12 protein-coding genes are annotated in these 14493 nt (G+C 35.4%); 5 read left to right on the top strand and 7 right to left on the bottom strand.

Annotated elements, in window-relative coordinates; translation table 11 throughout:
- Positions 1 to 2: 2 nt before the first annotated feature.
- The 4 genes from nrdD to corA form a co-directional block, all read right to left on the bottom strand.
- Positions 3 to 1850 (bottom strand): anaerobic ribonucleoside-triphosphate reductase, encoded by a 1848-nt coding sequence (gene nrdD / locus HMPREF2846_RS03030; protein WP_070625663.1) that lies wholly within the window; start codon positions 1848 to 1850, stop codon positions 3 to 5.
- 461 nt (positions 1851 to 2311) lie between these two features.
- Entirely contained in the window at positions 2312 to 2791 is a 480-nt protein-coding gene (locus HMPREF2846_RS03025; RefSeq protein WP_070625661.1) for a hypothetical protein, read from the bottom strand.
- 392 nt (positions 2792 to 3183) lie between these two features.
- Entirely contained in the window at positions 3184 to 4221 is a 1038-nt protein-coding gene (fni, locus tag HMPREF2846_RS03020; RefSeq protein WP_070625659.1) for a type 2 isopentenyl-diphosphate Delta-isomerase, read from the bottom strand.
- Positions 4222 to 4316: 95 nt separating this feature from the next.
- Positions 4317 to 5264 (bottom strand): magnesium/cobalt transporter CorA, encoded by a 948-nt coding sequence (gene corA, locus HMPREF2846_RS03015; RefSeq protein ID WP_070625657.1) that lies wholly within the window; start codon positions 5262 to 5264, stop codon positions 4317 to 4319.
- Between the two features lie 155 nt (positions 5265 to 5419).
- Here corA and HMPREF2846_RS03010 point away from each other — a divergent pair, with 155 nt between their 5' ends.
- The 4 genes from HMPREF2846_RS03010 (at position 5420) to HMPREF2846_RS02995 (ending at position 9714) form a co-directional block, all read left to right on the top strand.
- A complete protein-coding gene (locus HMPREF2846_RS03010) occupies positions 5420 to 5902 on the top strand; it encodes a thioesterase family protein (protein ID WP_070625655.1) in 483 nt (160 codons plus the stop codon).
- Positions 5899 to 6330 (top strand): hypothetical protein, encoded by a 432-nt coding sequence (locus HMPREF2846_RS03005; protein ID WP_070625653.1) that lies wholly within the window; start codon positions 5899 to 5901, stop codon positions 6328 to 6330. Before HMPREF2846_RS03010 ends, HMPREF2846_RS03005 begins: the two co-directional genes overlap by 4 nt.
- Positions 6331 to 6384: 54 nt before the next feature.
- Complete coding sequence (locus HMPREF2846_RS03000; protein WP_002479689.1) at positions 6385 to 7023, top strand: hypothetical protein; 639 nt, start codon at positions 6385 to 6387, stop codon at positions 7021 to 7023.
- 165 nt (positions 7024 to 7188) lie between these two features.
- Entirely contained in the window at positions 7189 to 9714 is a 2526-nt protein-coding gene (locus tag HMPREF2846_RS02995; RefSeq protein WP_070625650.1) for an MMPL family transporter, read from the top strand.
- Positions 9715 to 9824: 110 nt separating this feature from the next.
- Here HMPREF2846_RS02995 and HMPREF2846_RS02990 read toward each other — a convergent pair whose 3' ends face one another.
- Both HMPREF2846_RS02990 and HMPREF2846_RS02985 read right to left on the bottom strand, forming a co-directional pair.
- Positions 9825 to 11657 (bottom strand): DHA2 family efflux MFS transporter permease subunit, encoded by a 1833-nt coding sequence (locus HMPREF2846_RS02990; protein WP_057509949.1) that lies wholly within the window; start codon positions 11655 to 11657, stop codon positions 9825 to 9827.
- A 12-nt stretch (positions 11658 to 11669) separates the two neighbouring features.
- Positions 11670 to 12314 carry an HlyD family secretion protein gene (locus HMPREF2846_RS02985; RefSeq protein ID WP_002479692.1) on the bottom strand — a complete coding sequence of 215 codons (645 nt, stop codon included), beginning with the start codon at positions 12312 to 12314 and terminating at the stop codon, positions 11670 to 11672.
- A gap of 127 nt (positions 12315 to 12441) precedes the next feature.
- Here HMPREF2846_RS02985 and HMPREF2846_RS02980 point away from each other — a divergent pair, with 127 nt between their 5' ends.
- A complete protein-coding gene (locus tag HMPREF2846_RS02980; RefSeq protein ID WP_002479693.1) occupies positions 12442 to 12996 on the top strand; it encodes a TetR/AcrR family transcriptional regulator in 555 nt (184 codons plus the stop codon).
- 90 nt (positions 12997 to 13086) lie between these two features.
- Here the strand turns inward: HMPREF2846_RS02980 and HMPREF2846_RS02975 are convergent, their stop codons facing one another.
- Positions 13087 to 14307, bottom strand: coding sequence for a putative multidrug effflux MFS transporter TcaB (locus HMPREF2846_RS02975; protein ID WP_070625648.1), 1221 nt, complete (start codon positions 14305 to 14307; stop codon positions 13087 to 13089).
- Positions 14308 to 14493: the final 186 nt, after the last annotated feature.

The raw sequence follows: 14493 nt of genomic DNA, 5'->3' as shown, positions 1-14493 counted from the left end.
CGTTATTCGTTTCCTTTCATATGTTTCACACGTGCAGCAATTTCTTTATGACGCCCTTCAATCGTTGGTCTTTGAACAGGATTACCAAGATAGCCGCAAGTTCTTTTAACCACATCTACTGTATCAGGATCATGATTACCGCAATGTGGACATTCATAGCCATGTGCTGTTGTTTTAAAGTCCCCTTCAAATCCGCATTCATAGCATTTGTCTATCGGCGCATTCGTACCTAAATAACTGACTTTATCATATGAATAGTCCCATACCGCTTCTAGCGCCTTTGTATTATGTGTTAATTTAGGATACTCACAATAATGAATATAACCGCCGCTCGCTAAGAAAGGATAATCTTTTTCAAAATCCAATTTTTCAAACGGTGACACTGCTTTACGTACATCGTAATGGAAAGAGTTTTGGTAATAGCCTTTATCTGTGATATTTGGGATTAATCCAAAACGTTCTGTATCCAAACGACAGAATCGATCTGTTAATGATTCACTTGGTGTACTGTATAAGCTGAAGAAAATATCGTAATCATCTGTCCATTGATATTGGAAATCTTTCATGCGTCTTAAAATGTCTAATGTGAATGTTTTCGCTTCTGGATTTGTTTCCCAGTTAGGTCCATAAAAAACAGTTGCTGCTTCATAAAGACCAATATAGCCCATAGATATAGTTGCGCGTTTATGTTTGAATAATTCCATCACATTATCATCTTCTTTTAAGCGATTATGGAATGCACCGCTTTTATAAAGGATTGGTGCGTTATTTGGAATCACAGATTGAATACGTTCAATGCGATAAACTAATGCATCATGAATCAATGTCATACGTTCATCAAGTAATCTCCAGAATGCAGCTGGATCGCCTTCTGTTTCAATCGCAATACGCGGTAAGTTCAAAGTAACAACACCTAAATTACAACGACCGCTGTTTTCATTTTCACCTTTTTCGTTTTGCCATGCTGGTAAGAATGAACGACAACCCATTGGCGCTTTAAAATCACCTAAAATTTCAACGGTTTTATCATAGTTCAAAATATCTGGATACATACGTTTAGTAGAACATTCTAAAGCTAACTGTTTTACATCATAGTTGATATCTTCAGGCGCAAAATTGACACCTTTTTTAATGGAGTAAACCAATTTAGGGAAAATGGCAGTCACATGATGATGCCCTAAACCTTGAATACGAGTTTTCAAGATTGCCTTTTGAATCATTCGGCTGTATGTATCTGTGCCTAAGCCGAAACCTAGTGTCACGAAAGGTGTTTGTCCATTAGACGTATAAAGTGTATTAATTTCATATTCTAAACTTTGCATCGCATCTTTAATATCTTTTTCAGTTTGCGTACGGACATAATCATCCAATTGTTCAGGATATACAAACTTTTCTCCGATTTTGCGATGTTTTCTGGCGTTACATTCTGCATATTGACTTAATACTTCATCAATACGATCAACTGTACAACCACCATATTGACTGCTTGATACGTTCGCAATAATTTGAACGATTTGTGCTGTCGCAGTTTGAATGGACTTTGGTGATTCTACTTGTGCATTACCAATTTCAAACCCTTTTTCCAACATCCCTTTAATATCAATCAAGCAACAGTTTGTTAGAGGTTGGAATGGGTGATAATCTAAATCATGGAAATGAATATCTCCATTTAAATGTGCTGCTGCCACATGTTTTGGTAATAAGTGTTCTAAGGCATATGATTTTGAAACGACACCTGCAGTTAAGTCACGCATTGTCGTAAATGTTTCACTGTCTTTATTCGCGTTTTCATTAACTACTGTCGGATCTTTATTAATTAAGCGACTTAAGCTCTCTTCTAGTTTCAACATAGAATTCCCCTTTTCCACTATATCTTGTGTTCTAAATACTAAATTACCACAATATATAGAATTTAGAAGAGGATAGCCATACTTTTAACAGATATGTCAAAATGTTGTGGCTTTATTTTGAATAGAGTATTTAGGACGACTCTATTTCCAACTTTTTCTAACTACGCAAAAATGCCCTCATCTATATATCATAGACAAGGACATCTCATCAATTCACAAAAACTATTACAATCTGTAAATAGTCTACCCTAAGTTTCTAAATCATTTTGCTTATTTAATCTGTCACATTGCTTATGTTGGAGTCACACACAAACAACTGTCAAGACTCATCCTTTATTACTTTGGATGTAATCATTCATGTATATATGTTAACATTCTTTGAAAAAAGTTAGTGTCCATATTTTAAAATTTAGAGTTGAAGCACTGTATGATAGTTTATTTAACAGTCCGACCACTCAAAATCACGTAGAAGTTTTTAAGATAAAGCATTCATTAAAAATACGTTCAATTTTGAAATTTTGTAAATTATGATGAGTCAGTTGACAGCTTAAATAAGCAGTATATATATAATTCTCGCCACTAATCAAATAGTTGGTTATGTCGTATATATATTTTGTCGATGAACGACTCAACTCTATACGCAAATCCTGATTGATGTCTATTATCATAGCGGTATTTGTCTCGGGTGTTATGACAACCAAATGATACTTCACATTATTTTCAGCACGATTAACTTTAAAAGTATGACTGGCTGTAATAATATTCGTGTTGATATTGTTTTCGAGAGAAACATTCCAATTATTTAACTCAACTTCTATACTGATGTGTAGCCCTGAGATGTGATGTTGGTTCTTATCATAATAGTATAAAAACGGTTCAACAACTGGTGATGTCGGTTCTATCAGCACGGTTTCTTTGAATTGTGAATAACTAGGTCTCACTCCCTGACCCCCTTCGACAGAGAATTAATATACTCCTATTATAAATTCAGCTCAGTTTCTAAAGATAGATATAAATCAATACACATTTATGTCAAAATGTTTCTTATAGGTACTAAATAATACTCATCTGTAATTTTGTTATTTACCAATCATTTTATTTTGTACAATCCATCATTTTTTATGAATCTAATTGCTTTGTGCAAATTAATGTTCTATAATAAGTGTAAGCGTTGCCAGAGCCTATGGACTCAAAGGTCCAGCTCTTCGTGATTGCCTATACCAAAACCAATTTGTTACTAAAAAAGCGGTTCAACCCTCTACCAGTTGAACCGCTCTCCTTATATTTCCACTTATTTTTGTATATTTTCATACAATGATTCTTGTGCTATTTTCTATTTTAATCCACGTTGTTCTATCCAATTTTTTAGATATTGATCAAAAATGACTGACGTTTGTTGTAAATCTTGAATATTTGATGCATCCAACATCGTCGCAATTCGTTTCATTTGTTCAAGAAACGCTTCTACATATTCTACAGTTTGTGTAATCCCATTATTTTCAACTTGTTCTAAGAAAGGTCGAGACATACCTACTGCATCTGCACCTAGCGCAATACATTTCACAGCATCCAGCGGGTTACGTACACCGCCGCTCGCAAATACAATCATTTTATTTTGTAGTGATTGGCTTTCTAATAAAGATTCGACTGTTGATTGTCCCCAATTTTGAAGGTAAGACATATCTTTTAAATCACGGCGTTCATTTTCGATATTAACAAAGTTCGTACCGCCGCGGCCGCTGACATCTACATAACGTACACCGATTTCATATAGAGCTTCTATCGTTTCTTTGCTCATACCGAAACCGACCTCTTTCACAATCACAGGTACATCAACTGTTTGAACAATTAAGCTCAAGTTTTCCATCCAATTTGAAAATGTACGATTACCTTCTGGCATTACAAGTTCTTGTGGTGCATTGACATGTACTTGCAGTGCATTTGCATCCAACATCTCTACAGATTTCTTAGCTAAGTCTGCAGGCACATCTGCACCGACATTACTAAACAAAATACCTTCTGGATTCTTTTCTCTTACAATATTGAATGAATCTGCAGTTTTTGGATTACGTAATGCAGCATGTGTTGAACCTACCGCAATTGCAAGCCCTGTCTCTCTCGCAACTACCGCAAGCTTTTCGTTGATTTGTTTTGTCCATTCACTGCCGCCTGTCATGGCATTAATGTATAGGGGTGAACTTAAGTCAAAGTCTGGTAATTTGACTGATAAATCTACTTGGTCTACATCCACGCTCGGAATAGAATGATGAACAAATCTGACACGATCAAAATCAGTTAGTTTCGGATCAGTTTGTGCCATCGCAATTTTTACGTGATCATCTTTTCGTTGTTCCCTTTTAGAGTCGCTCATTGTCTTTCCTACTTTCTTTTCTTTCATGTATTAGTGATAGTGTATCAATCAACTGACATTCGTTCCAGTTTTTAATGTTCCCATTTCAAATCATGCTAAAGCATATTTTTACGTTTGAAGAACCAAAGGCACCATAACGTAATTAGCACCATCAATCCTAGGCATATAAAGTAACCATAATGCCATTTCAATTCTGGCATATATTCAAAGTTCATTCCGTATATCCCCGCAAGCAATGTTAATGGCATGAAAATCATTGAAACAATAGTTAATATCTGCATGACATGGTTCATTCTATATGTAGTATATGATTCAAAATTGTCTCTGATTTCTTTCGTGATATCCTGCGCTGTTCTCAACATATTTTCTTCTTTGACGATATGATCTTTAATATGTTGAATATACATTCTATGCCTTTCATCTCTCACTAAAGCACTCGAATATTGCAACGTATCAATCAACTCTTTCATTGGCATGATGATTCGGTTCATCTTGATAATATCAGAACGTAAATCAAACAAATCGTCCATCATATACTTGTTGGTACGTTCTCCTCCATGTTCATCTTCAAACATAAACACTTTATCTGATATCTTTTCCACGTGATTGAAATATTCATCCACAATATGGTCAAGGATATATAGAACGATATCATCGCAATCTAAATCTTTATCGAAATGAGCAGTGACTTGCTTGTGAACTGCTTCAATTTCATCAATCGGCTGATGATGATATGTGATTAAGATATTGTTTTTAATGAAAATATTCAAGACTTCAACTTGATAGTTTTGTTCTGAAAGTCGATGAAACACGATATTTTGATATTCTCCATAATTCTTATACTTCGCCCTTGGATTAGCATGTATAGTATCATCAACTTCTAATGGGTTAAAATCAAAGTTATCTAATAAAAATTTATTTTCTTGTTCAGTCGGTTCATTCAAATCAAACCAAATCACCGTCGCATCTGACGGAATATCACGCTTGTCTTCTACTGTTTTGAAGCCATGTGAATGAGTTTGATAATATATGGACATACTCATGCGTTTCCCTCCCCTATGTCATAAAATTAGTTTATCATTTTTAGTATTAATTATGTTTGAAGTTATCCCTATTGATTTGTATATTATGGAGGGTTATAAAGTATAAAACAATACATGATAAATAAAAAAATAATAATCGGTAAAGGAGTTTTTTAATGAGCAACCTATTTACATTAACAGGTACAGTAGAAAAATCTATGATTGATCATAATCAGCATATGCATGATTCACAATATAACGAAGCGTTCAGCCAAGCAACGAATGAATTCAACTATAATAACGGTCTTTCATTAGACGAACGTAAGCAGTTAAACTACACGATTTTCACAATTGAAGAACACACAACATTCTTATCCCAGCTTAAGTTGGATGATAATTATCAAATTGATATTCATCTTTATAACTATGACTATAAGCGTCTGCATTTCTTTTTAATTATGCGCAACGAACAAGGCAACATTGTCGCAACGAATGAACAAATGATGATGGGTATCGATTGTGATAGTGAAAAATCAGCTCCTTTCCCAGAAACATTTATGCGCAATGTTGAACTTTACTACAACACACAACCTAAGGTTGATTGGCCAAAACAACTGGGACATCGTATTGAAATACCTCAAAAAGGAGATTCTAAATGAGTTTATCCCTTCAAGAAGAACTTCAAGTAACTTTGTTGGATTTAACGGACGATGTCAAAGTCGAACTTAGCGAGCTCAATCAACGCAAAGACAATGTAACTAAGGGGCCTGACTATAAATTATTTGAACGTGGTATTATGCATGCGATTATACAAGGTAAACGTCAAATGATAGATACGCTACAAAATCAATTACAAAGAACAGAAACCAATCAAGACATCACGACTTTAATTCAAAATACAAAACAAGATTTAACAACACAATTATCACAACTTCATAGTGAAATCCCATCAAACAACACGACCAACCAAACTTATTATGAAGAAGGTCTGGCTGTAGCACAACTCTACGAAACACAAGGAAAGTACTATGTGATTCAAGTCATCAGTGATAAAATATATACAATACAGTCAGAAGATAAGTTATAAGAATATATAAATCATTCTGTTCTTCTTTCTTCAAAGGGAGGTATTTGGTCCATTATGGCTCAAAATAATTTACGACGGGCTGATAAAGCTCCTTTAGATCGAGTACCGCTTCAACGCGGCCAGTATTTCGCACCTAAAAAGAAGCGTTCTTACGTCAGCTTAATCATTCAAATCATCGTATTGATTCTGACAATTATCTCGATTTACAGTATGCTGAAAGAACCTATTTTCAATATTTTACTCGTGAATGAACCCATTCGTTTTTCACAAATCTTGAATTTCCAAGAGACACTGCAAAACATCTCGAGTCAAAATGTTGATTTAACACAAATCAGCCAACTGCAAGATAATATCAGCAAATTGAAACTGGCCTTTTACGCCTTTTTCTTCGCAGGTATTCTCAGTTTGATTTTGACGGTTTTAACATTGATTTTTAATCGTACTGCGATAAAAATTGTCAATATGGTCTTAATCGCCATTATGTTTGCGATTCCTTTCGGCCTGGCTTATATCGTTGAAGAAACAGCGAAACGCGTATCTGAAACATTACAACAATACTTTATTAACCTCTCACCTGATAAAATCTTAGTCACAGGTGAAGCGATAAGTAATGCGACCGTATTACTCGCGTGTTGTTTCGGTTTACTCTTTATCAGCTTATTCTTCAGAAACCGTCGTATTCGAATTAAATAGTTAATGACTACGCAACAGCTCACACCGAGTTGTTGCTTTTTTATATTCAATTTTCTCAAACATTTAACTTTACAATAAACTCAATTCTCTTTATCATAGATATAGTTAACACCTCTCAACTAAAAAGTATGAGGAAATTTTATAAAAAAGGAGTCAATATAGAAAATGAAAACAATATTGAAATTCAGATGGCTAATTTCAATTATTGTTGTGATAATGGTGGCTTGTACTTTAATTTTCGCACCTAATTTAACAAAATTAGCTGAAGATAAAGGTGATATAAAGCCTCCTGATAATATGACCTCACAACAATATACAAATAAATTAAAAGCAGTCGGTGCTGATTCCGAAAGTATCAGCGCTGTCGTCAAGTTAGATCGACCTCTAGATAAAACAAGTCGTCAACAGCTTAAAGACTATGTTAAAGACATCAAAAAAGTGAAACATGTTGAAAATGTCATTAATCCTGTCGAAAGTAAGGACATTGAAGACAAATTAGTGGCAGATAATAAAAAAACTGTGCTCATTCCTATAGAAACGACAGATGATAAAACTAAGACTTTAAATGCTGCGGATGATATCAATCATATTCATCAAGACTTTAAGTCTTCTTATTTAACTGGTAATGAAATCATCAATGATGACATCAACAAGAGTGTGAACGAAGGCCTGCAGAAGACTGAAATTATTACAGTCATTTTAATTCTCGGTATTTTATTCTTAGTATTCCGTTCTGTAGTTACACCTTTTGTACCATTACTTTTAGTTGGTATTTCTTATTTATTCTCACAAGGTATTTTGGCACTGCTTGTTAAATATATCGATTTTCCAATTTCCATCTATATTCAACCGTTCTTAATCGCGTTGCTGTTTGGTATTGGTACGGATTACTGTATTTTATTACTTAACCGTTATAAAGAAGAGTTGAGTAAAAAACAATCCAATTATCAAGCTGTATTTAACACTTTCAAAAATGGCGGACGCACGATTTTAATCTGTGCCATTACAGTATTAGTCGGCTTTGCGGCATTATTCTTTGTAGAGTTTAGTCTCTTCCGTTCAGCGATGGGTATCGCAATCGGTGTGCTATGTCTGATGATTATCTTATTCACCTTGCTGCCTACACTATTAATGGTAACGGGTGAAAAAATATTCTGGCCAAGCAGAAATGCTGGTACACACAAAGATAGTAAATTATGGGGCACGTTGGGCCAATTTACAACGAAACGTTCTTTCTTAGGCCTTGTCATTGTGTTAGTAATTTTGGTACCAATTATTATTTTCGCACCTAATAAAATTTCATTCGACAATACTAATGAAATCAGTAATCAATATGATTCCATCAAAGCCATCAATATCATTAAAGATGACTTCACTATGGGACAAGCATTCCCAGTAAATATTGCAATCGCAGATGATCATAAACTGACAACTTCTAAAGGTGTGAATGATGCTGAAGTCTTGGCACAATCAATTGAAAAAATAAAAGGTGTCGATAGTGTCAGCACGATTACACGCCCTACCGGAGAACCGATTAAATCTCTTTCAGCATCGCATCAACTAGATGTCATTCAAGGCAAGTTAAATGAAACGAATCAAGGACTCGATCAAGTCAACAATGGTTTAGGTGAGATGCGGTCACAAGTTAAACCTCTAACAGAACAACAACGTGTACAACAAATGCTGCAACAAAGTTCTCAACTTCCACCACAACAAGCTGTTCAACAAGTTACTGGACAGTCTGGTCAATTAGCACAAGGGTTAGAACAATCACAAAATGGTATTTCACAAGTTCAAGACGGACAAACTCAGATTCAACAACGCTTAAAAGAAATGGCCGATGACAAAAACATCGACAAGTCTGGTATGCATATCACAGATGATATGTTGAAAAATACAGATTTAAAAGATTCGGTTAAACAGTATAGCGAAGACAATGGTAAGGTACTCTTAATGACTGTTGAATTAAAAGGAGATCCTTTCTCTAAATCAGCTATGCAGACTGTAGATACGATACACGAAACTGTCGATCATCAAGTCAAAGGTACATCATTCGAAAACAGTGATATTGAGTTTGGTGGCACATCATCACAAAACAATGACTTAGAAAAAACAGTCAATAGTGATATGAGTAAAGCCATCGCATTGATTACAGTGTTCTTATTTATTGTACTGTTAATCTTTGAACGCTCAATTATTATGCCGATTTATATGATCGCATCTATTTTAATCACATATTATGCATCTATCGGTATTTCAAACTTAATCTTTACAAACTTATTTGATATGGGTGGCCTCTCATTAGTTGTTCCATTCTTCAGCTTTGTTGTACTCATGGCTTTAGGTATCGACTACGCAATCTTCTTAGTCAACCGCTTCACCGAAGAAGTCGAACAAGGTCATTCAGTCACTGACGCCATCATCACTTCAATGCGTAAGATGGGTACAGTTATCATGACCGCATGTGTCATTTTAGTCGGTACTGTCGCAGCACTTTATACTTCTGGTGCCTTAACACTTATGGAAATTGCGACTGTGATTATTATCGGACTTATCATTTATAACGTACTCTTATTACCACTCTTCATTCCTTCGGTTGCACAATCATTCAATCAAGGAAACTGGTGGCCATTTAAAGCACCTACGAAGAATTCTCAAACTAACACGTCAAATACAGACCCTACAAATTAAAAAATGAATCATAATTGAAGAAACGCCCCTGCGTAAAGGACGCAGAGGCGTTTTTATTAGAAAAAGCGACAGATACAGCACCTGTGCTTTCTTTATATCTTCAATATTTTTTAATGATCATGTTCTTGCGCAAATGCATCTGCTTTTTTCTTACTTTGAATAAAGAAACTAAGGAATAATGCGATAGCGCTAAATAATGTCGCAATCCAGAAAGCATCATTGACACCTTCAACTGTCGCAAGTTTATTTAAGAAGGTCATAATCACTTTCATTGCGCCTTCTTGACCGCCATATTGCATGGCCATTTCTTTCATTTGATCTTGAATCGCCGGATTCGTTTTATCTAAATCTTGTGCGAACGTATTCATGTGTTCAGTTGTTTGTGTCGTCATCACTGTAACGAGAATAGCTGTACCGATAGAACCCGCTAATTGACGCAATGTGTTCACTAAGGCATTACCATGTGAAATTAAACGTGCTGGCAATGCATTCATACCTGCTGTCATAATCGGCATCATAATAAATGCCATACCAAATGAACGTAAAATATAAATCCCCATAATATGCGAATACGGTGTATCCATTGTTAAATGCGTTAACTCCCATGTTCCGTATGTCATAACCGCGATACCAAATATCGCAAGTGGTTTAATACCTATCATGTCATACAATTTACCAGCAATTGGACCTAATAGTCCCATAACTAAAGCACCTGGTAATAGTAATAAACCTGAATCAATCGCGGTAAAACCACGTAAATCTTGTAAATAAATCGGTAATAATAACATACCGCCATATAAACTCATCATGACAATAACGTTAATAAGTGTTGTTAATGCATAAGTCGGAAACTTCAAGACTTCAAAGTTCAACATCGGCATCTTCATACGTAACTCTCTTAAGATGAATAAGATAATAAAGATAACTCCGATAGTAAATGAAACGATAATTTCATTTGAACCCCAACCTGCATTACCTGCTTCACTAAAACCATACAGTAACGCGCCGAAGCCTAATGTACTGAAAATAATACCTGGGACATCTGCTTTAGGTTGAGACGTATGTTGATAAATTTTGAAACCGAAATAACCGACAACAATCGCCACAATACCGATAAAGAACATACCGTAAAACATAAGATTCCAGTGATAGTTTTGAACGATATAACCTGATAATGTCGGGCCGATGGCTGGCGCTAAAATCATCGCAACGCCCATCACACCCATAGCCATACCACGTTTAGCCGGTGGGAAAATCGTCATAATCACATTAGAACCTAGCGGCATTAATATCCCTGCACCCGCTGCTTGAAGCACACGGCCAGTCATCATAACTGGGAAGTTCATCGCAATCCCGCACACTAATGAGCCGAGTGTGAAAATAACAAGTGAGAACAAGTATAATTTACGGTAAGAAAAACGGTCGAATAAAAAGGCACTGACCGGAATTAAAATACCGTTTACCAACATAAAACCAGTCATCAACCATTGACCTGTTGACGCGGTAATATTGAAATCACTGTTGATTTTAGGCAACGCCACATTTAATAATGTTTGGTTTAAAATCGCAATAAACATCCCAAACAACATCGCCGCAAGGACTTTATTACGTGTTGCACCTTTACCAAAACGATACATGACCGAATCGCCTTGTGCAGGTTGTTTTGTCTCTTCTGTTTCTGAGTTTTGTGTTGTTTCTTGTTCATATGTGGACTCAGTTTCTGTTTCATCTGAGTGAGTCTGTTTTAAGTCTGTCTCCTCTGTTGATTCATCTGATGTTTCTAAATCGCTCGCTTTAAATCTTGAAGGATCAGTATTTTGTTTGATGTGAGAGGGGTTAGGTTGACGTACTGATTGAGAAGTTTTACGTTTTCTTAAGAAAACATTGATCAGCAATACAATCAGTAATGCAACGACAATATATATAATTAAAGCAAGTGTCATAGATTGACCTCCTTACTTATGAATACTTACTTCAGCATTCATACCTGGAACCACTGATTTTGCCGGTGCATTTTCAAGTGAAATCTTCACAGGTACGACTTGTGATACTTTAGTATAGTTGCCGTCGCTATTAGATGAAGGCATTAAAGAGAAACTTGAAGCTGTCGCTTTACCGACTTGTTCTACTTTACCTTTCATTTTAGAATCTTGACCGTCAATTTTAACATCTACTTTTCTACCCTTTTCAACATCGCCAATGTCTGTCTCATCTACATTTGCGGTAATATATAATTCATCTAAATTATAAGCATATGCCATTGGAGAACCTGCTTGAACCATGCCGCCTTCTTGCGCATCTGTTTTCACAATAGTTCCGGCTTGAGGCATTTTAATATCCATTTTTTGTGGAGAACCGTCTTCTCCTTTACCTGCTACTTCTGCTATTTGTTCATCTTTTTTATAGTATTTATTTTCTTTGCCATCAAATGATTCTACTTTACCTGAAACAGGGCTCGCAATTTTAATTTGTTGACCATCTACTTTCGCGTTATCTGTTTTTATATAACTTGTTGCTTGGTTATAATAGTAAAATCCGCCGATGCCGATTAACACAAGCACTACGATTGTCACAATATTAATAATGATTAACTTCTTCATACATACTTTCCTCCTATTTGCTTTTCAAAGTCACTTTTAATAGTATAAAGACATGTAACTTAAAAAAACACCAACACTTTTAAAAAATGTGTCGGGCGATTCTAAAGTGTAACGAAGAGGTGCAGAGATGAAAAAGCGTGCTCGAATCAAAATATTTATAAATACAATTGGTCTGATGGAAAACTATGCGCCAGAAGAAATCACAATTAAAATGATTTGCGCATATAGTGGTATTAACCGTTCTACTTTTTATGACTACTTCCAAGATAAATACGATTTATTTGAACAGATTCAAAACTATCACATGTCGCGTTATCAAAAGTTAATGCACATTGTATATCAAGATTTTGAAACCATTAAAAAGGATAATCAAAAGCTGCTTCAGTTTTTCCGTATTATCTTCAGATACATTAATCGATTTCAACGATTTTTTCGTGCCATCTTTGTCACACATCCACAAAAAGATGTGATTATTAAATTCGTCACTTTTACACATGAATCTTACGAACGATTGTTGAATGATTATACACGTATTTCAGATAAGATTTACTTTGCACATTACTTAATCGGAGGCCAATTAGGTGTAATTCATACTTGGTTAAGACGTGATTGTACAGAAGCACCTGAAGCAATGGCACAAACGATGTTAGTCAATACTATTAAAATGAGACAACAAGCTTAAAATACTCAATAATAAGCAAAGAGGGAGCGTCTGACGAAGACACTTCCTCTTTTTATATGAATAAATAAAACACTGCTTTATATATTTTCACTACTCATTCTCTGATAGCGGCTGCGCAAAGACTCTGGCAGTAATCAAATGAAGTATTATTAATACTATTGATGCGATAAAAATGATAATTAAATAAGGGATATAACTGCTTTCACCCATTAAACCGACTAACGGTGTACTGATGCCTCCGATTAATGTTTGAACTAAACCGAGTAAACTAGAAGCACTGCCCCCGCCTCCTGTACGTTCATCCATCGCCACTGAAAATCCAAGTGTTGCGATACCTGTTACTGGGCTGACTAACACAAAGAAAGCTATGAATAAAAAGAAAATGGGCAAGTGGAAAATCAGCACAATTGAAATCAAGACAACTCCGACGAGTTGAACCCAAGTATAACCGCGCATTATTGCTAAAGGTGAAAAGTAATCAACTAATTTACCAGATAATTGTGATGAAATAATCAAGCCGATACCATTCACTGCGAACATAATACTGAACGCTTGTGGTGAAAGTGTATAAATACGTTGTGTAATAAAAGGAGAGGCTGAAATATAACTGAATAAAATCACAAAAGTCATACCTTGAAGCAACATTGGTAAAACAAATCTCGGGCGCTTCAACAAACGTTTGAATTGAATTAAAATTGATTTGATATCAGCTGGCTCTCTCGCTTGCTTACTTAATGATTCTGGCACACGTATAGAGGTACTGAATACCATAAAAATCCCGAAAATCGTTAAGATAATAAAGACCATATGCCATGTTGAAAATAATAGGATAATGCCGCCCAGTGCTGGCGCAATCACAGGTGCGACACCATTCACCAACATTAAAACAGCTAGGAATTTTGTTAAAGCTTTTCCATGATACATATCACTGGCAATCGCTCGTGAAATCACCGCAGCTGCCCCTGCACATAAACCTTGAATCAATCTTAAACTGATCATCATCGTGATATTCACTGAAAAAACAATACCTATACTTGCGATAGTATAGATGACCATCACTATAATTAAAGGTTGCTTTCTTCCATAAGCATCTGATAAAGGTCCCATAATCAAATTACCAAACGCTAATCCAACCATAAATAAAGTCAGTGTTAATTGTGCCGCAGATGCAGTTGTATTAAAATCCGATCTGATTTGCGGCAGCCCTGGTAAAAACATATCGATGGATAACGCACCGATGGCTGTCAGCGCCCCTAAGATAATAATCAAAAATGTAGGCGGTCGCTTTTGATATGTATGTACCTGACTCACAAACAATCCCCTTCTTTCTCTCTGTACAATTCAATTAATATCCTCATGTTATACCGATAGTCAAAATAATACAATGAAAATAAAACTCGTATTTCAAATAAACAAAACTACAAGTGACGTATATTAAATAAACTCCTCTCTATCCAATGGATAAAAAGGGCTCTATACTATTTAGGACTGGTGATA

The organism is Staphylococcus sp. HMSC056G08 (genome assembly GCF_001812305.1).
Classification (GTDB): Bacteria; Bacillota; Bacilli; order Staphylococcales; family Staphylococcaceae; genus Staphylococcus; species Staphylococcus simulans.
This window is presented reverse-complemented; position numbering and strand designations above follow the sequence as displayed.